The 18,286-nt window shown below is 66.5% G+C and carries 17 protein-coding genes; 12 read left to right on the top strand and 5 right to left on the bottom strand.

The genetic code is table 11. The features are described 5' to 3' along the window. Positions 1-15: 15 nt before the first annotated feature. The 3 genes from ACR65K_RS05610 (at position 16) to holA (ending at position 4,025) form a co-directional block, all read left to right on the top strand. Positions 16-945 (top strand): ComEA family DNA-binding protein, encoded by a 930-nt coding sequence (locus tag ACR65K_RS05610; protein ID WP_440151673.1) that lies wholly within the window; start codon positions 16-18, stop codon positions 943-945. Positions 946-1,239: 294 nt separating this feature from the next. Then, positions 1,240-3,075, top strand: coding sequence for a ComEC/Rec2 family competence protein (locus tag ACR65K_RS05605; RefSeq protein ID WP_440151672.1), 1,836 nt, complete (start codon positions 1,240-1,242; stop codon positions 3,073-3,075). After that, a complete protein-coding gene (holA, locus tag ACR65K_RS05600; protein ID WP_056336716.1) occupies positions 3,009-4,025 on the top strand; it encodes a DNA polymerase III subunit delta in 1,017 nt (338 codons plus the stop codon). Before ACR65K_RS05605 ends, holA begins: the two co-directional genes overlap by 67 nt. An 88-nt stretch (positions 4,026-4,113) precedes the next feature. Here holA and rpsT read toward each other — a convergent pair whose 3' ends face one another. Together rpsT and ACR65K_RS05590 are read right to left on the bottom strand one after the other, a co-directional pair. Beyond that, positions 4,114-4,374: a 30S ribosomal protein S20 gene (rpsT, locus tag ACR65K_RS05595; protein ID WP_043454339.1), complete on the bottom strand. Its 261-nt coding sequence runs from the start codon at positions 4,372-4,374 to the stop codon at positions 4,114-4,116. 169 nt (positions 4,375-4,543) lie between these two features. Continuing rightward, complete coding sequence (locus ACR65K_RS05590) at positions 4,544-5,089, bottom strand: type II toxin-antitoxin system PemK/MazF family toxin (protein WP_440151670.1); 546 nt, start codon at positions 5,087-5,089, stop codon at positions 4,544-4,546. A gap of 172 nt (positions 5,090-5,261) precedes the next feature. Here ACR65K_RS05590 and lepA point away from each other — a divergent pair, with 172 nt between their 5' ends. Further along, positions 5,262-7,118 (top strand): translation elongation factor 4, encoded by a 1,857-nt coding sequence (gene lepA, locus ACR65K_RS05585; RefSeq protein ID WP_440151668.1) that lies wholly within the window; start codon positions 5,262-5,264, stop codon positions 7,116-7,118. 25 nt (positions 7,119-7,143) lie between these two features. Further along, the gene (gene hemW / locus ACR65K_RS05580; protein WP_440151666.1) at positions 7,144-8,373 is read left to right on the top strand and encodes a radical SAM family heme chaperone HemW; all 1,230 of its coding nucleotides are present in this window, start codon (positions 7,144-7,146) and stop codon (positions 8,371-8,373) included. On the opposite strand, the gene ACR65K_RS05575 is transcribed toward hemW, so the two are convergent. Both ACR65K_RS05575 and ACR65K_RS05570 read right to left on the bottom strand, forming a co-directional pair. Then, the gene (locus ACR65K_RS05575; RefSeq protein WP_056336732.1) at positions 8,374-8,784 is read right to left on the bottom strand and encodes a DUF4870 domain-containing protein; all 411 of its coding nucleotides are present in this window, start codon (positions 8,782-8,784) and stop codon (positions 8,374-8,376) included. A 152-nt stretch (positions 8,785-8,936) separates the two neighbouring features. Beyond that, positions 8,937-9,788 (bottom strand): DUF3097 family protein, encoded by an 852-nt coding sequence (locus tag ACR65K_RS05570; protein WP_440151664.1) that lies wholly within the window; start codon positions 9,786-9,788, stop codon positions 8,937-8,939. 171 nt (positions 9,789-9,959) lie between these two features. Between ACR65K_RS05570 and hrcA the strand changes: the two genes are divergently transcribed. The 3 genes from hrcA to ACR65K_RS05555 all read left to right on the top strand — a co-directional run bounded on the left by hrcA (position 9,960) and on the right by ACR65K_RS05555 (position 12,955). Further along, a complete protein-coding gene (hrcA, locus tag ACR65K_RS05565; protein ID WP_056336737.1) occupies positions 9,960-10,973 on the top strand; it encodes a heat-inducible transcriptional repressor HrcA in 1,014 nt (337 codons plus the stop codon). Between the two features lie 87 nt (positions 10,974-11,060). Then, the gene (gene dnaJ / locus ACR65K_RS05560) at positions 11,061-12,188 is read left to right on the top strand and encodes a molecular chaperone DnaJ (protein ID WP_056336740.1); all 1,128 of its coding nucleotides are present in this window, start codon (positions 11,061-11,063) and stop codon (positions 12,186-12,188) included. Positions 12,189-12,190: 2 nt separating this feature from the next. Then, positions 12,191-12,955: a 16S rRNA (uracil(1498)-N(3))-methyltransferase gene (locus tag ACR65K_RS05555; protein WP_440151662.1), complete on the top strand. Its 765-nt coding sequence runs from the start codon at positions 12,191-12,193 to the stop codon at positions 12,953-12,955. A 4-nt stretch (positions 12,956-12,959) separates the two neighbouring features. Here ACR65K_RS05555 and ACR65K_RS05550 read toward each other — a convergent pair whose 3' ends face one another. Further along, on the bottom strand, positions 12,960-13,877 hold the full coding sequence (locus ACR65K_RS05550) for a GerMN domain-containing protein (RefSeq protein ID WP_056336745.1): 918 nt from the start codon (positions 13,875-13,877) through the stop codon (positions 12,960-12,962). 396 nt (positions 13,878-14,273) lie between these two features. Between ACR65K_RS05550 and ACR65K_RS05545 the strand changes: the two genes are divergently transcribed. The 4 genes from ACR65K_RS05545 to era are packed head-to-tail and all read left to right on the top strand — an operon-like array spanning position 14,274 to position 18,103. Continuing rightward, entirely contained in the window at positions 14,274-15,362 is a 1,089-nt protein-coding gene (locus ACR65K_RS05545) for a PhoH family protein (RefSeq protein ID WP_440151922.1), read from the top strand. Next, complete coding sequence (gene ybeY, locus ACR65K_RS05540; RefSeq protein ID WP_056336747.1) at positions 15,359-15,832, top strand: rRNA maturation RNase YbeY; 474 nt, start codon at positions 15,359-15,361, stop codon at positions 15,830-15,832. The genes ACR65K_RS05545 and ybeY overlap by 4 nt, the downstream gene beginning before the upstream one ends. Then, positions 15,829-17,160, top strand: a complete 1,332-nt coding sequence (locus ACR65K_RS05535) for a hemolysin family protein (protein WP_056336751.1) — start codon at positions 15,829-15,831, stop codon at positions 17,158-17,160. Before ybeY ends, ACR65K_RS05535 begins: the two co-directional genes overlap by 4 nt. Further along, a complete protein-coding gene (era, locus tag ACR65K_RS05530; protein ID WP_056336755.1) occupies positions 17,144-18,103 on the top strand; it encodes a GTPase Era in 960 nt (319 codons plus the stop codon). Before ACR65K_RS05535 ends, era begins: the two co-directional genes overlap by 17 nt. The last annotated feature ends 183 nt before the right edge of the window (positions 18,104-18,286 follow it).

Genomic DNA, 18,286 nt, shown 5'->3' with positions numbered 1-18,286 from the left:
TCCTAGGGTGGAGCTATGTCACGCCGGGATGCTGGAGGAGCAGGTCCGCAGGCGCGCCATGTGAGGGCCAGGCTCCGGGCAACCCTGGGGGAGGGAGCTTCCGGGCTCCTGGCGGACGGACCGGGCCTTGACGGTTTTGTGTACCGGGGTTCCGATGACCCGGGCGGAACAGGGGAACCAGGCGACCCGGGCGGAACTGAACCCGGCAGTGGCTCCGGGAACGGTTCCAGTGGGCCGCCTTCGCTTCGGTGGCGTGTGGGGCTCCGTGTCGCCGTGCTGCTTGCTGCCCTGGCCGTTGCCGCGGCGTCCTGGTTTTGGTGGCAGGCCGGGGCGGCGGCTCCCGAGGTACTTCCCTTGAACGCTGCCAGTTCCGGCGGGCCTCCCCATGAAAGCTTGGCTGATGGGGACAGTGGGGCCGCCCAGGCCGGGACGGCAACGTCACCCGACGCCGGCAGCGGGCAGGGCGGCGCTGCGCCGGCCGGGGCAGTAGTGGTCCATGTTGCCGGCGCCGTGGCCAAACCCGGTGTCATCCGGCTCCAACAGGGCAGCCGCGTTGACGACGCCATCGCCGCCGCGGGCGGTGCGGCACAGGACGCAGACGTGAACAGGCTTAACCTTGCACTCGTCGTGGAGGACGGGCAGAAGATCTACGTTCCGCAACACGGGGAGCCCCTGTCCGCCGCACCGGACGCCGCAGGGCCGGACGGCACGGACGGAGCCGGCACGGGGGCCTCCGGCACTGGATCTGTTAGTGGAAAGGTCAACCTCAACACAGCGGACGCCGCCACGCTGGACACCCTGCCAAAGGTAGGGCCGGTGCTGGCCCAGCGGATCGTCGACTGGCGGAAGGAACATGGCTCCTTCAAGAGCGTCGAAGAGCTGGATGCGGTGGATGGAGTCGGGCCCAAAATGCTTGAAGCCCTGCTGCCACTGGTGACGGTCTAAGGCGCCATGGGAGCGGAACCGGGCGGGCGCCGCAGGGGCGCAGGGCAGGGAAGGGGTGGCCCCGCCACCAGCGGCGGAGGTGCACGCCCCAGTCCCTGGAACCGGTTCATTGAGTCCGCCGTGCACGGTGCAGGGGTGGATCCGCAGGCCCTGCCGCCGCCGGGGGCAACGGAGCGTTCGGAAACACCTTCCCCGTGGTCCCTGCCGGGAGTCCCATTGACACCACGGGTGCCGGCAAAACAGCGCAGGTCACTACAAGAGCAACCCCCGCTCCGGGCGCACCGGGCGCGTGCTGTGGGCTACGTCCGCAAGCGGCTGGCCAATAACGGCAAAGCCCGGGAAGAGGATGATTCCAGCCGCGGGGGACCACGCCGCCGCACAGACCTCCGCCTCGCCCTTCCGGCGGTGTCGGCCTGGGGCGCATCAGTGGCCGGGCTCTGGCTGCCGCCTGTGGGGCTGGCCGTCCTGTGCTCCGCACTGGCGGTAGTGGGCGGCTTACTCCTTGTCCATGCAGCCAAAGGCGGACGGGCTCACAAGCCGTGCCCCGCCGTCGGCCGCGACGAACGGACCCGGCGCCGCAAAGCCAGGGGACGGAGCTTCCCCGCCACGCTGGGCGTCGCCCTGATGCTGGCAGCTGCCGCCGCAGCCCACTCTGCTACCTCCTCCAGCCAGCGGTTTGATGGGCCGCTGGCCGGGGCGGTCAACGCCGGCAAGTCAGCGGTCGTCGTCGTGGAGGTGGCGGGAAATCCGCGGGCCATGGCAGGCCCGGGCGGGTCCTCGGGACGGTGGTCCGTGCCGGTGTGGACGCAGGAACTGACCACCGGCGGCATGCTGGTGCGCACACGGGCCTGCCTCACCGTCATGGGTGGGCAAGGATGGGGCACGGTGGTGCCGGGGCAAACACTGCGTGCATCGGGCAAGCTGCGTCCTGCTGAGCCAGGGGAGCAGGAGGCAGGAACGCTGGCCGCTTCAACGGCTCCCCTCAAGGCCACGGGCGGCTCGGCATTGGAGGGATCAGCCCGGGAACTTCGGGGACGCTTTGTTTCCGCCTCCGCTTTCCTGGACCCTGATGCGCGAGGCCTCCTGCCGGGCATGGTCACCGGTGATACCAGCGCGCTGGACGAGGGACTGGACAACGCAATGAAGGCGGTGGGAATGACCCACCTGACAGCGGTCAGCGGGGCAAACTGCAGCCTCGTATTGGGGTCTTTGCTGTTGTTGGGCCGGCGGTTCCGGCTGCCCCGTGCTCCTGCCGCGGCCGCTGCCCTCTCCGGCCTGGGCCTCTTCGTGGTCCTGGTGGGACCCGACGCCAGCGTCCTGCGCGCAGCGCTCATGGGTGCCATTGGCGTGGCGTCCCTGGCCGGCGGACGGTCAGGGCGCGGACTGAGCTTCCTTTGCCTGGCTGTCATCGGGCTCCTGCTGGCCGACCCTGCACTGGGAACCAGCTTCGGCTTCCTGTTATCGGTCCTCGCCACGCTGGGTATCATTCTGCTGGGCGGGCCGATCATCGGTTGGATCCCCCTGGCCGTGCCCCGATGGGCCGCCGCCGCGGTGGCGGTTCCGCTGTCCGCACAGCTGTTATGCGGACCCGTCATCGTCCTCCTGCAGCCCCAATTTGCAACCTACTCTCTGGTGGCGAACGTCCTCGCCTCACCCCTGGTCACTCCGGTGACCCTGCTGGGAACGGCCGCGGTGCCCCTGGTGGTCCTGTTGCCGTGGGCTGGAACGGTCCTGATAGCCATGGCTGGAATGTTCTGTGCCGGCGTCTCCGCCATTGCCAGGTTCGCGGCACAGCTGCCCGGCTCCGCCCTTCCCTGGCCGGAGGGCCTGCCCGGGCTGCTGTCCATGGTGCTGTTATCAGCCCTGACCCTTTCCGCCGTATGGGCAGCTGCCCGGCCCCTGAGGCTTCTCCGGAAGGTCCGGGAAGCACACGCCGTCACGGTGGCCTTGCTCGGGCTGATGGAGCCGCGGCCGCAGCACTTCCCCCGCCGCCGCAGCTTGGACACCGGGCGCAGACGTGGCAGGCTGGGATACTGCAATATCACCTCCGGAAGGGACCTTCGATGGCCGTTGCGCAAAAGCGGGCAAGCCGCTCCCCGGCGTCGAACACAGCCTCCTGGCGGGACGTAGCCCCGGCAGCGATCGTGCTGGTGAGCGGGCCGGAAGAGTACCTTGGAATCAGGGCCATGGACAGGATCCGGTCCCAGGTCAGGGCGGCTGCGCCGGACGTCGAACTGAGCCGCATCAACGCCGCAGGGTATGAGGCCGGCGCCCTGACCATGCAGGTGAGCCCTTCCCTGTTCGGTGAAAGCAAGCTGATTGAAGTGGAAGCCGTGGAAGGGATGAACGACGCCTTCCTTGCCGACGCCCTCGCGTACCTGCAGCACCCGGAACAGGACGCCGTCGTGGTGCTTCGGCACGCCGGCGGGGTGCGCGGCAAGAAGCTCCTCGATGCCGTCAGGAAAGGCGGCTGGCCGGTTGTTGACTGCCAGCCGTTGAAGAAGGACGCCGACAAGGTGGCATTCGTCATGGCGGAGTTCAAGGCGGCCGGACGCCGCATCAACCAGGACGCCGTCCAGGCCCTGGTGAATGCCGTGGGCGCGGACCTCTCAGAACTCGCCGCCGCCTGCTCGCAACTGATCGCCGACGCCGGGAGCACTGTCACCACCGACACCGTGGACAAGTACTACGGCGGACGGATCGAGGCCACCGCATTCAAGGTTGCCGACGCCGCAATGGCAGGGAACGCCCCCGTGGCCCTGTCCACCCTGCGCCATGCCCTTGCCACCGGTGCCGACCCTGTGCCCCTGGTGGCAGCCCTCGCGTCGAAGCTGAGGACTGTTGCGCGGGTGGCCGGCGCCTCGGGATCCTCCGCCCAGATCGCGGCCGAACTGGGCATGCAGCCCTGGCTGGTGGAGCAGGCACAGCGCGACGTCCGCCGCTGGACCCCCGAAGGCCTGGTGCGCTCCATCCAGGCCACGGCGGAGGCCGACGCGCAGGTCAAGGGCCTGTCCCGGGACCCGGTCTACGCCGTCGAGCATGCCGTGACCGTGATCGCCATGTCAGTACAGGGCAGATAGCACACGCGCAGGCAGGTCCAAGATTAAAAGCGTGTGGCCGGTACCTTCCGGTACCGGCCACACCATCAGTTCGTGGGAACTGGAAACCTTAGAGTGCGTTGACCTTCTTGGAGATCGCCGACTTGCGGTTCGCTGCGTTGTTCTTGTGCAGAACACCCTTGCTGACAGCCTTGTCCAGCTTACGGCTGGCAGTAACGAGCGCAGTAGTAGCAGCTTCCTTGTCAGCGGACTCAACGGCGGTGTTGACGGCGCGGATGGCCGTCTTCAGCTCAGACTTGACTGCGTTGTTGCGCAGGCGTGCCTTCTCGTTGGTCAGGATGCGCTTCTTCTGGGACTTGATATTCGCCACGTGTGAACTCTCTTTGTAATGCGGAAATGGTCTAGAGGGCTTTCAGGCTGGCCTTGACTGAGCGGCGTGGGGATACCTATGGCGGCCAGCCATCAGTGACCGTCGACCTGCACGGACACACAGCAATAAAGAATAGCAGGTCAGCGGTGGCACTGGCCATTTGCGGCGCTCAGGTCCAGCCGTGTCGCCGGCGCAGCCCCGACGCCACTTTCTCAAACCGCGCCCTGTCCAGCACTGCGCCCTCCCGCCGGATGCTGTCCGGGCGGATCTGCAGGATGCGGTCCAGCCGTACTTCACTGGCCCTGCCCTGGCTGTCCCAGTCCCCGGCGCCAAGGTCAATGTACTCGGTGGACGCCGAGTCGGCGGGAACCCTGTCCCGGCTGGTCAGCATCAGCCCCAGGAGGAACGGCCCGTTATGCCCCACCAGCAGCACGGGCCGGTCCTTCCCCTTGCCATGGTCCTCTTCGAAGGGGACCCAGGCCCACACCACTTCGCCCGGATCCGGGTCGCCATCCGGCTGGGGGGCGTAGTGAACGGAGGCGCGTCCGTGGTAATCACCGGGATAGCTGGCCGACCTGTCGGGAACTCCGCCGCCGGATGCGGGGCGCCTGTTGCCCAGACTTTGGTCCCGCGCGGATGCGGACGTGTGCCGTTTCTGCAGTATGCGCAGGCCGCGGCGGACGGCGTTTCCTAGGGAGCGGAGATCGATGGCCATCGCGTAAGCCTAGCGGCGGTGGCTCCGCCGACATAGGTATACGGCCCGGTCAGGATGCGGTGCGTGCGTCCGGGACGTGGGACACTGGATGTTCAAGATGTGCGGCTGGACCGCTGGCGCCTTTTCGCGTGCCTGCCGGTGGCTGCAGAAATGCCAACAGTAAGGACCCTGCGTGTCTCCCATGGCCCGCACCGCACCGGTGCCCGCCGCGACAGATCCGGCCATTATTCGGAACTTTTGCATCATCGCGCATATTGACCACGGCAAGTCCACCCTGGCTGACCGGATGCTGCAGTCCACCGGGGTGGTTCAGGCCCGTGACATGAAGGCCCAGTACCTGGACCGGATGGACATTGAGCGCGAACGCGGCATCACCATCAAGTCCCAGGCGGTCCGCATGCCGTGGGAGGTTGATGGGGTCAGTTATGCGCTGAACATGATCGACACCCCCGGCCACGTGGACTTCACCTACGAGGTGTCCAGGTCGCTGGCGGCCTGCGAGGGCGCAATCCTGCTGGTGGATGCGGCGCAGGGCATTGAGGCCCAGACGCTGGCGAACCTGTACCTGGCCATGGAAAACAACCTCACCATCATCCCGGTGCTGAACAAGATCGACCTGCCTGCGGCGCAGCCCGAAAAGTACGCGGCCGAACTGGCCAGCCTGATCGGCGGGGATCCGGAGGACGTCCTGCGCGTCTCCGGTAAGACCGGCGTCGGAGTGGAAGCCCTCCTGGACAAGATCGTCCGCGACCTGCCTGCGCCGAAGGGCGACCCCGATGCGCCCGCCCGCGCCATGATCTTCGACTCGGTGTACGACACCTACCGCGGCGTGGTGACCTATGTCCGCGTAATGGACGGCATGCTCCACCCCCGTGAGCGCATCCAGATGATGTCCACCAGGGCCTCCCACGAGCTGCTGGAAATCGGCGTCAGCTCCCCGGAACCCACACCGTCCAAGGGCCTTGGCGTCGGTGAAGTAGGCTACCTCATCACCGGCGTGAAGGACGTCCGGCAGTCCAAGGTGGGCGATACCGTCACCAACCTGGCCAAGCCGGCAGCCCAGTCGCTCCCCGGCTACGCCGATGCCAAGCCGATGGTGTTCTCCGGCCTGTACCCGCTGGACGGGGCCGATTACCCCGTGCTCCGTGACGCCCTCGAAAAGCTCATGCTCAACGACGCCGCGCTGGTGTACGAACCGGAGACCTCCGCTGCGCTCGGCTTCGGCTTCCGCGTGGGCTTCCTGGGTCTCCTGCACCTTGAGATCACCCGCGAACGCCTGGAACGCGAATACAACCTTGACCTCATCTCCACCGCACCGAACGTGGAGTACGAGGTAACCCTTGAGGACAAGAAGGTTGTCCGGGTGACCAACCCCAGCGAATACCCCTCCGGCAGGATTGCCGAGGTCCGCGAACCCATGGTGTCCGCCACCATCCTGGCCCCCAGCGAATTCGTCGGCGCCATCATGGAACTTTGCCAGGCCCGCCGTGGCGTCCTGGGCGGCATGGACTACCTCTCGGAGGACCGGGTGGAAATCCGTTACCGCCTGCCGCTGGCTGAGATCGTGTTCGACTTCTTCGACATCCTGAAGTCGAAGACCCGCGGCTACGGCTCCCTCGACTGGAAAGCCGACGGTGAGCAGGTTGCCGACCTGGTGAAGGTGGACATCATGCTCCAGGGCGAACAGGTGGATGCCTTCAGCGCCATCACGCACCGGGACAAGGCGTATGCCTACGGCGTGATGATGACCGGCAAGCTCCGCGAACTCATCCCGCGGCAGCAGTTCGAGGTACCCATCCAGGCAGCCATCGGCTCCAGGATCATCGCCCGCGAAAGCATCCGTGCCATCCGCAAGGATGTGTTGGCGAAATGCTACGGCGGTGACATCTCGCGTAAGCGCAAGCTGCTGGAGAAGCAAAAAGAAGGCAAGAAGCGCATGAAGATGGTGGGTACCGTGGAGGTGCCGCAGGAAGCGTTCATCGCCGCCCTGACCACCGACGAATCAAAGGACAAGGCCAAGAAGAAGTGACCACCGCGCAGCGGGGGACCCGCTGATGCCCAGCGTTCTTCCCCTCGGTGACCCGGCGCCGTCGGACGGTCTGCTGCCTCCCCAGGCAGCGGTCGGTGCGGCGGACCGGGCCTTCGGCTTGTACGTCCACATCCCGTTTTGCGCCGTGCGCTGCGGCTACTGCGACTTCAACACGTACACCGCCACGGAACTTGGCGGCGGAGCCTCCCAGGATGCCTATGCCGGCACGGCCGCCGCAGAGGTGGCGATGGCAGCGAAGGTCCTCTCGGCGTCGGGCGTTCCTGCCCGCAAATTGGGCACCGTCTTTTTTGGCGGCGGCACACCCACGCTGCTGCCCGCGGATGACCTGGCCATGATCCTTCGGGCCGCCATCGACCAGTGGGGCATTGAGGACGGCGCCGAGGTCACCACGGAGGCGAACCCGGATTCGGTCACACCCGAATCCCTTGCCGTCCTGAAGGAGGCCGGTTTCACCAGGGTCTCCTTCGGCATGCAGTCCGCCGTTCCGCACGTCCTCAAGGTCCTGGACCGCACCCACACGCCGAGCCGCGTGCCGCAGGTGGTGCAGTGGGCGCGCGAGGCCGGACTGGCTGTGAGCCTGGACCTGATCTACGGGACGCCGGGGGAGTCGCTGGCCGACTGGCGCCACTCCCTGGAGACCGCGCTCTCCTACGGCCCCGACCACATCAGCGCGTACGCGCTGATCGTCGAGGAGGGCACCAAGCTGGCTGCGCAAATGCGCCGCGGCGAGGTTCCGGGAATCGACGACGACGACCACGCCGACAAGTACGAGCTCGCCGACCAGCTGATCACCGGGGCCGGGCTTGGCTGGTACGAGGTCAGCAACTGGGCCAGGACTCCGGAACAGGCCTGCCGCCACAACCTCGCCTACTGGCGGGGCGACGACTGGTGGGGAATCGGCCCCGGCGCGCACTCCCATGTGGGCGGGGTCCGCTGGTGGAACGTCAAGCACCCATCGGCCTATGCGAACAGGCTGTCACAGGGGCTTTCACCGGCCGCCGGCCGCGAAACCCTGGACGCGGAAACCAGGAACATGGAGCGGGTCATGCTGGAAGCGCGCCTGCAGTCCGGCCTGGACGTCTCGACGCTTAGTGCCGGGGGACGGCATGAGGTGGCCGGGCTTATCGCCGACGGCCTGGTGGATCCTGCCGCTGCCTTCCGCGGGCGGCTGGTCCTGACCTTGAAGGGCAGGCTCCTGGCAGACGCAGTGGTACGCCGGGTCCTGCCGGACTGACTACTTGATCCAGCGCAGGTTGTACTGGTAGCGGTGCGGCTGGCCCCGGTTGACGTGGATCCCGGCGGCGACGGAGAAGCAAGTGAGCGCCACCCAGATCAGCGTGGCAATAACCGCGAAGATGTTCCCGACATAGGGAATGAACACCAGGATGTTGGCCAGCACGGCGGCAATGGTGGGCGGCAGGCTGAAGTTCAGCGCTTCCTTGGACTCCTGGGCGGTGAACGGCCCGCGGTCACGGAAGATCAAATAGATCAGCAGTGACGGGATGCAGCCCAGGATCCCGCCGAAGTGCGCGAGCGTTGCCCACTGGCGGTCTTCGCTGGCCGTCAGCGGCAGGGCATTGGCGGGGACGCCATGGTACTCGGAACGGCCCTGGCCGTCCCTGTGATCACGTGCGTTTTCTGCCACAGTCTGTTCCTTCGAAGGTGCAAGTGGTGCTGGGTACGGATCCCGGCGCGTGCAGTGCGTGAAAACGCGTGCAGGGCCGGAAAAATGCTGCAGTGCCTCACATAAGGAACCGCACTACCAAGAATACTGGGTCCCGGCCGGCCTTCCGCCCTTCAGGGCACGGTCAGGAAATCGATCACTTCTTCAACCCTGCCCAGCAGGGATGCTTCGAGGTCGGCATACGTGCGTACGGCGCCCAGCAGTTTCTGCCACCCAAGGCCGATGTCTTCCTTGGTCGCGTGGGGCCAGCCGAAGGCTTTCAGGATCCCGGTCTTCCAGTCCTGCCGGTGGGGTACGGCAGGCCATTTGTCGATCCCAAGGACAGCGGGACGGATCGCCTGCCATACGTCCACGTACGGGTGTCCGACGATCAGGACGTTCCCGGCGGCACCCGGGGAGGCCATGACGGCTTCCGCGATGCGGGACTCCTTGGAATCGGGTACCAGATGGTCCACCAGGACGCCGAGCCGCCGGCCGGGGCCGGGCCTGAAGTCCGCCACGGCTGCGGCGAGGTCGTCAATACCGTGCAGGGGCTCGACGACGATGCCTTCCACCCGGAGGTCATCTCCCCAGACTTTTTCCACCAGTTCGGCGTCGTGCTTGCCTTCCACCCAGATCCGGCTGGCCTTGGCTACCTGGGCGCGCTGCCCGGCCACCCGTACCGATCCCGAGGCCGTCCGTCCCGCTGCCGGACCGGCGGCGGCAGGCCGTGGCGCCGGCGGCATCAACCGGATGGGCTGGCCCTCAAGCAGGAAACCGAAGCCAAGACGGAAGGAACGGGACTTACCCCGCCTGTCCTCCAGCGCCACCACATGCATTCCACCGGATTTCTCCACCCGCGTCACGGCACCCACCCAGCCGGACTGCACTTCCTCGAGCACCATGCCGCGCTCCACGGGAACCTCAGGCAGTTCCGTCCGTGCGGGAGCCGATATGCCCCGTGGGCCCCAGTTCTGGTAATCCATGGATTCGATCCGCCTAGCGCTAGGTCCTCAGCACCGGAATTTCGCCCGGAGCGGTACCAATGCTAACAACGGGCCGAGGCATAATAGACTGTTAGCACTTGGGCATGTCGAGTGCTAACAGTGGGTTGCATCGGGAGGGGCATGCGCCCCGAACCATGGAGGAGGTGGAGAGTGAGCGAGCCACGCAAGCTGGAAGTACTGCGGGCCATCGTGGAGGACTACGTCCACTCCCGCGAACCGGTTGGGTCAAAAGCCCTGGTGGAGCGGCATCATCTTGGTGTTTCCAGCGCCACCATCCGCAACGACATGGCCGCCCTGGAGGATGAGGGGCTGATCACCGCCCCGCATACCAGCGCCGGCCGGATTCCCACCGACAAGGGCTACCGGCTCTTCGTCGACCAGATCTCGGCTGTCAAGCCGCTGTCGGCAGCCGAGCGCCGCGCCATCCAGTCCCTGCTCGAAGGCGCGGACGACCTCGACGACGTGCTGGAACGTACGGTCCGGCTGCTGTCCCAGCTGACCAACCAGGTGGCCGTGGTGCAGTATCCGCACCTGAGCAGGGCACTTGTCCGCCATATCGAATTCGTCCTGCTCGCCCCCCGCAAGGTCCTTGTAGTCCTGATCGCCAACAGCGGCAAGGTGGAGCAGCGGGTGATCGACGTCGGGCAGGATCTTGGCGACGACGCTCTGGCTGAACTGCGCACCCGGTTCCTTGGCGCGCTGGGCGGAACACCGCTGAGTCAACTGGCCCAGGCTCTGCCCGCCGTCGTGGCCGCAACCCCGCACCAGCAGCGGCAGGCGGCACACGCACTGGCGATCGGGCTGGAGGGCCTGGCGCAAAACAGCCGGGAAGAGCGGATGGTCATGGCAGGCACAGCCAACCTTGCCAGGTCGAACGTGGACTTCCCCCTCAGCATCGGCCCGGTGCTCGAGGCGCTTGAGGAGCAGGTGGTGATGCTGCGGTTGTTGAGCGAAATGGCCCAGGACCACCGGGGTGTCGCTGTCAGCATCGGAAGGGAGAACCCGTACGACGGCCTTGCCGAGGCCTCCGTCGTGGCCACCGGTTACGGTCCGGACAGCGCCGCGAAAGTAGGGATCCTCGGGCCCACCCGGATGGACTATCCCACCACCATGGCCGCCGTCCGGGCAGTGGCGCGCTACCTTTCCAGGATTTTGGGGCCCTGACTCTCAACCGCCGGAGCCTGCTCCGGCCGGGAAGCAAGAGCCGGGCCGCCCAACTGAACGAAGTACAACAAGGAAGAGATACGAACTTTGAGCAGCCACTATGACGTCCTTGGAGTCTCACCCGAAGCTACGGGCGAAGAAATCAAAAAGGCCTACCGCAAGCTGGCCCGCACCCTCCACCCTGACGTAAACCCCGGAGCGGACGCGTCAGAACGGTTCAAGGCAGTAACCCACGCCTACGAGGTGCTTTCCGATCCCCAGAAGCGCCGGATCTATGACACCACCGGCAACGAGAACGGCACCGACAACGGCTTCGGCGGCGCAGGCTACGCGGGCCAGGGGTTCGCGTTCCAGGACATCTTCGACACGTTCTTCGGCGCCGGCGGAACCTCCGGTCCGGCCTCGCGTGTCCGGCGCGGCCAGGACGCCCTCATCAGCGTTCGGATCGATCTCCGTGACGCCGTGTTCGGCGTCAACAAGAAACTCGAAGTGGACACCGCCGTGGTCTGCCCCACCTGCGACGGATCCTGCTGCCGCCCCGGCACCCATCCCGAACGCTGCGACATCTGCGGCGGCAGCGGCCAGGTCCAGCGGGCCGTCCGCTCCATCCTCGGCCAGGTCATGACGGCCGCCCCCTGCGGCACCTGCGAAGGTTTCGGCACGGTCATCAAGGACCCCTGCAACGAGTGCAGCGGCCAGGGCCGTATCCGCAGCCGCCGGTCCCTGACCATCAAGGTTCCCGCCGGCGTGGCCACCGGAACCCGGATCCAGCTCTCCGGACAGGGCGAGGCCGGCCCCGCGGGCGGTCCGGCCGGTGACCTGTACGTGGAGATCCGCGTCAACAACGATGCCACCTACGTGCGGGAAGGCGACGACCTGCACGCCACCCTGCATATCCCCATGACGGCGGCTGCCCTGGGCACGGACGTCAGCCTGGAAACCTTTGACGGCACCCAGGAGATCGACGTCAAGCCCGGCACCCAGTCGGGGGAGATCATCACCCTGCGCGGCCTCGGTGTCACGCACCTCAGGGGATACGGCCGCGGCGACCTGAAGGTGCACCTCCAGGTGGACACTCCGGCGAGGCTCGACCCCGCCCAGGAGGACCTGCTGCGCCAGCTTGCCAAGCTCCGTGGCGAACAGATCACCGAGGGCAAGCTCGCTGCCAGCGGCGGCATGTTCGCCAAGCTCCGGGACCGGCTCGGTAACCTGTAGCGGTGAGCAATCCCGTCTTCTTCACGGCCGCCGGTGCGTTGAACGGCATGGCTGCCGGCCAACTTTTCGTCCTCGAGGGGGCGGAGGCGCGCCACGCCGTCACCGTCAAGCGTTTGTCCCCGGGCGAAGCGGTGGACATTGTCGACGGCGCCGGCACCCGGATGACCGGCAAAGTCGTCTCTGCTGCCCCCTCCGGCCTCGAGGTGGAGTGCGCGACCCTCACCGTTGAAGACAGGCCGGACGTCCGGCTGGTGCTGGTGCAGGCGCTGGCCAAGGGCGACCGTGACGAACTGGCCATCGAGACCGCCACCGAACTGGGCATCGACGCCGTCATCCCCTGGCAGTCCGAACGGTCCATCGTCCGCTGGAAGGGCGACCGGGCAGCCCGGGCGCATGCCAAATGGGAGTCCACCGTCGCCGCAGCCGCCAAACAAGCCAGGCGCGCCTGGATTCCCGAGGTGCGCCCCGCCGTCGACACCGCCGGGCTTTCGGCTGCCGTGGAGGCCGCCGACCTGGCTGTCATCCTGCACGAAGACGCCGTACGCCCGCTGCGCACGGTCCTGGAGGCGTGGCGGTCGAATGATGAAAGCGCCGCGCCCCGGGAAATCCTGCTGATCGTCGGTCCGGAGGGCGGCATCAGTCCGCGCGAAGTAACCAAACTCTGCGATAAAGGCGCCGTGACCGCCCTCTTGGGGCACCACGTCCTGCGGTCCTCCACTGCCGGGCCGGCCGCCGTCGTGCTTGCCAGCGACGTCCTTGGCCGCTGAACGGCTACCGGACCCTAAAGGACCTGGTGTCCTCGTTCCGGTCCGGCTCCCCTCCGGAACCGGCCTGGGCCATCCGTAGCACGTAATCGCCAGGCGGAAGGCTGAGGGCCAGCGTGAAGACACCGGCCTGCCCCTGTTCGGCCCCCGCCGTGGTTTCACCGGTGAGGAAGGGCGCCTTGCTGCCGCCGTCCGGTGACTGCAGGATCTGCCAGCGGAGCTTCGCCCCCGGGGACGTGCTGCGGCCAGTAATCTTGACGCTGCCCCCCGGGACCTCGGCGCCCTCCTGGGGGTCAATGATCCAGACCGGGGCCACCAGGCCGGCGGCACGGGTCATCAGCGCGCCCAGCTGGACGCTGCCGAACGCCACATAGTCGGTGTGGCCATCCACCAGGATGCGGACCCGGATCTGCTGGCCGGTGTCGATCAGGCCGGAACTGGCGGCAGCAGCGGTTGCCGTGTAGATCAGTTGCTGGATGGCGCGGGCAGCCATGTCGGCGTCGAGATTGCTGTTGAAGGCGTCGGCGGAGACATCCACGGTGATGACGTCCTTGCCCGAAATCGAGGTGGCCAGTTTGTCAGGGTTCTGCCACGGCGTGAAGAAGTCGGGGTCCAGCGGTTTCTCCGACATCATGGCCCGAAGGGCGCGGGTGACAGGGTTCTCCTGCTCCGGGACATCACGGAATTCCCGGTAAAGGAAGATGTTCCCGCCGCTGCGGCCGATCCAGTAGACCGGGGCTTTGTTGGAGGACTGCGTGGTTTCCAGCGGGGCGCTGGTGGAAAGCGTGTCCGGCATGGTGCCGCCCGTGGCCGGGACCGACGCGGCGGTACCGGTGGGGGCGGGACCGCCCTCGGCCGTGCAGCCCGCCAGGACCGGAACCAGGACCAGGATTCCTGCCAGGACGGCGGGGCGCAGACGGCCCATGGGTCGTCCAGCCCTTTCGGGCGCAGAGGTTTCCGGCACTGTCCTGCCCTTGTCCTTTCCTGGCGTGGCGGGCCGATCCCCCTGGCGGCCTGGTGTTCCAGCTGATGCTGGATTTCCAGCATTACACAGTGGCCAAGCCGCTCCGGCGCTCTTTGCCTCCTCGACGGCAACTGCAACGGGAACGATATGAGGCCGATATGAAGTTGATACCTAAGCCCGCGTCAGCGCCCTCCTTGTTGCTGTTCCGTGGCGGCCCGGTATCCGGCCAGGCCCCGTGCTGGCGTAAGATGGAGGGATCGCTGGGGCAAGGAGCACCGGGCAACGGGCGCCGGCATCAGCCACAGCAAACAAGTGATGTCGATCTTCGAGGGGACCACAGGCCTGCGGGCCAGCACCATGACTGAATCAGCGAATGGTAAGCGCCGGCTCAACACAGGCGACGGCAGTCCGGGGGAATTCCCGCACTCCCTGCCCGGCACCCGGACGGAAGTAGTCCTCTTTGAGAACACCGACCAGATGGTTCAGTCGCTCGGCAGCCATGATGAGGCGCTGCGGTTCATCGAAGAACAGTTCCCGGCCGTCAACTTCCATGCCCGCGGCAACGAACTGTCCATCAGCGGGCCCTCGGGTGACGTGCCCCGGATCATGCGGCTCCTCCAGGAGGTCCGCGGCCTGGTGGCCCGCGGCACAGTCATCACGCCTGCGGTGCTGCAGCAGCTGGTGTCCCTCCTGCGGACCCAGTCGCTGCAGAATCCCGTGGATGTGCTCACCCACGACATCCTCTCCAGCCGCGGCAGGACCATCCGGCCCAAGACGCTGAACCAGAAGAACTACGTTGACGCCATTGACGCCAACACGGTGATCTTCGGCATCGGCCCCGCCGGCACCGGCAAGACCTACCTTGCCATGGCCAAAGCGGTCCAGGCGCTGCAGCAAAAAGAGGTCAGCCGGATCATCCTGACCCGCCCGGCCGTCGAGGCGGGGGAGCGGCTTGGGTTCCTCCCCGGCACGCTGAGCGACAAGATCGATCCCTACCTCCGGCCGCTGTACGACGCCCTGCACGACATGATGGACCCCGAATCCATCCCGCGCCTCATGGCAGCCGGCACCATCGAAGTGGCGCCCCTGGCCTACATGCGCGGCCGGACCCTCAACGACGCCTTCATCATCCTCGACGAGGCGCAGAACACCACGCCGGAACAAATGAAGATGTTCCTCACCCGCCTCGGGTTCGGATCCAAGATGGTGGTCACCGGGGACGTCACCCAGGTGGACCTGCCGTTTGGCACGCGTTCCGGACTCCGGATCGTCGAGGAAATCCTGCAGGGCATCGAGGGCGTGAGCTTCTCTGTGCTGGATGCCGCCGACGTGGTTCGGCACCGTCTCGTCGGGGACATTGTCAACGCATACAGCATCTGGGATGAAACCCAGCGGAACCGGGTCAAGCATTCAGCAGGCCGGGAAAAACGGGGGGAACACGCGTGAGTATCGAGGTGAACAACGAGTCCGGCGTCCAGGTGGAAGAGTCCGAGCTCGTTGCCCTGTCGCGGTACATTTTTGAGCAGCTGTACATCCATCCGCAGGCCGAACTGTCCATCCTCCTGGTGGACGAGCCAGCCATGGAGAAGCTGCACATCGAACTGATGGATGAACCGGGCGCCACGGACGTGCTCTCGGTGCCCATGGACGAACTGACACCTGGGACTCCCGACCGGCCAACACCCCAGGGCATGCTCGGCGATATCGCCATCTGCCCGCAGGTGGCGAAGGTCCAGGCCCGGAACGCCGGCCACTCCCTGCAGGACGAGATGCTGCTGCTGACCACGCACGGCATCCTGCACCTGCTGGGCTACGACCATGCCGAACCGGAGGAAAAGGCCGAGATGTTCGGGCTCCAGCGGGAACTCCTGTCCGGCTTCACCGGCAAAGAAGCACCTGCCGAGACCACCCAGTGACGCAACTGCTCCTGGTCGCGGTGGCATTGGTCTTCCTTGCCGTCGCGGCCCTGCTGACGGCGGCTGAAGCCGCATTCAGTTTCCTTCCCCGGCACGACGCCGAAGAAGCGCTGCACAAGAGCCGCGGAACCGCCATGCGGCGCATCCTTGCCGAGCCCGTCGCCCACACCAGGGCGCTGCGGTTCTGGCGCGTCTGGTTCGAGATGGCTTCCGCGGTTGCCGTCGCCGTCCTGATCGCCAGCCTGCTCGACAACGTCTGGCTGGCCGGCCTGGTGGCCACCGGCATCATGGCCCTCCTGGGATTCGTGATCGTCGGTGTTTCACCCCGCCAGCTCGGCAGGCTGCACTCCACTGCCGTGGTCCGCTTCACCGCCCCGTTGGTCCGGTTCCTCACCAGCGTGCTGGGACCGGTTCCGGGCTGGCTTGTGGCCTTGGGAAGTTCGGCGGCCCCTGGTGCCCCCGGCGGTGACGACGCGTTCTTCAGCGAGCAGGAGTTCCGTGAACTCGTGGACCGGGCCAGCGAATCCGACATGATCGAGGACGCTGAAGCGGAGATGATCCAGTCCGTCTTCGACTTCGGCGACACCCTGGTACGGGCCGTGATGGTTCCCAGGACAGACATCGTCAGCATCGACGCCGGCTCCAGCCTGCACCAGGCCATGTCCCTGTTCCTGCGGTCGGGGTACTCCCGGATCCCGGTCATCAATGAAAACACGGACCATATCCTTGGGATCATCTACCTCAAGGATGTTGCCGCGGTAATCCACCAGCTGGGCACGGACCAGGAGCCGCCGCTGGTGGAGTCGCTGGCCCGTGAGGTGCGCTACGTACCGGAGTCCAAGCCCGTCAGCGACCTCCTGCGGGAACTGCAGAAGGAGTCCACCCACGTAGCCATCGTCATCGACGAGTACGGCGGCACCGCCGGACTGGTAACCCTCGAAGACCTGATCGAGGAAATTGTCGGCGAGATCGTGGACGAGTATGACACCGAGAGCGCGGAAGCCGTCGCGTTGGGGGACGGGTCCTACCGTGTGAGCGCCCGTATGGGCATCGATGATCTCGGTGAGCTCTTCGACCTGGAAATCGACGACGACGAAGTGGACACCGTAGGCGGCCTCCTCGCCAAGGCCCTTGGCCGCGTTCCCATTGTTGGCAGCAGCGTGGAAGTGCAGGGCGTATCGCTGCGCGCGGACCGGCTTGAAGGCCGGCGGAACCGGGTCAGCCATATCATTGCGGCGCCGGTACCAAGAGTAGAGACTGACCTTGAAGGCCTCCTGGAAGAGGCCGAAGCAACCCAGCAGGGAGTTCCACGTGAGCAAGAAAAGTAAGGCTGCGGCCACGGACGACTTCGGCGGATTCCGCGCCGGGTTCTCGGTCCTCGTCGGCAGGCCCAACGCGGGCAAGTCCACCCTGACCAACGCGCTGGTGGGCAGGAAGGTGGCCATCACCTCTGCCAAACCGCAGACCACGCGGCACACCATCCGCGGCATCGTGCACCGCGAGGACGCCCAGCTGATCCTGGTGGACACCCCGGGCCTGCACCGTCCCCGCACCCTGCTCGGCAAGCGCCTGAACGACCTCGTCGCGGATACCCTGGCGGAAGTGGATGCCATCGGCTTTTGCCTGCCGGCCAACGAGAAGATCGGCCCGGGCGACAAGTTCATCGCTGCGCAGCTTGCCGCCGTCGGCCGCAAACCGGTGATCGCCATCGTCACCAAGGCCGACCTCGTGGACAAGCAGGCGCTTACGGAACAGCTCCTCGCCGTGGCGGCACTGGGCCGTGAAGTGCTGGGGGAGGACGGCTGGAAGGACATTGTTCCGGTGTCCGCCACTGACGGTTTCCAGGTGGAAACAGTTGCTGACGTGCTGATCAGCCATATGCCGCCGTCGCCTCCGCTGTACCCGGACGGCGAACTGACGGATGAGCCCGAGGCAGTCATGGTGGCGGAACTGATCCGCGAGGCAGCCCTTGAGGGTGTCCGGGACGAGCTTCCGCACTCCTTGGCCGTGGTGGTGGAGGAAATCGTGCCCCGGGAGGACCGGCCGGACGACAACCCCCTGCTGGATGTGCGCGTCAACCTCTATGTCGAGCGGCCGTCCCAGAAGGCCATCATCATCGGCAAGGGCGGCAGCCGGCTGCGTGAAGTCGGGACCAACGCCCGCAAAGGCATCGAAGCACTCCTGGGCACGCGCATCTACCTGGACCTCCATGTCAAGGTGGCCAAGGACTGGCAGCGCGACCCGAAACAGCTGGTCAAACTGGGCTTCTGATCCACTAGAAGAACGTTCACAGGAGCGCTGCAGGCAGGATTTCCAGACTGGACCACTAAAATGGACCGGATTTCGTATTTAGAGGAAGGTTCACCACGTGGGTCGAGGCCGCGACAGACGCGACAACGAGGCTGATTTGTCAGCCGAACCGGGACCGGTATCCCGCCACGCGGACAGCCATGA

This window comes from Arthrobacter sp. SAFR-179 (assembly GCF_059414945.1).
Note: the sequence above shows the minus strand (reverse complement) of the source record. Positions and strands in the feature narration are given on the sequence as shown.

Bases quoted from the DNA above. Each gene is read 5' to 3' on its own strand.
- ACR65K_RS05610 (WP_440151673.1), top strand. From the start codon at position 16: ATGTCACGCCGGGATGCTGGAGGAGCAGGTCCGCAGGCGCGCCATGTG.
- holA (WP_056336716.1), top strand. From the start codon at position 3,009: ATGGCCGTTGCGCAAAAGCGGGCAAGCCGCTCCCCGGCGTCGAACACA.
- ACR65K_RS05590 (WP_440151670.1), bottom strand. From the start codon at position 5,089: ATGGCCATCGATCTCCGCTCCCTAGGAAACGCCGTCCGCCGCGGCCTG.
- hemW (WP_440151666.1), top strand. From the start codon at position 7,144: ATGCCCAGCGTTCTTCCCCTCGGTGACCCGGCGCCGTCGGACGGTCTG.
- ACR65K_RS05570 (WP_440151664.1), bottom strand. From the start codon at position 9,788: ATGGATTACCAGAACTGGGGCCCACGGGGCATATCGGCTCCCGCACGG.
- ACR65K_RS05550 (WP_056336745.1), bottom strand. From the start codon at position 13,877: ATGGGCCGTCTGCGCCCCGCCGTCCTGGCAGGAATCCTGGTCCTGGTT.
- ACR65K_RS05545 (WP_440151922.1), top strand. From the start codon at position 14,274: ATGACTGAATCAGCGAATGGTAAGCGCCGGCTCAACACAGGCGACGGC.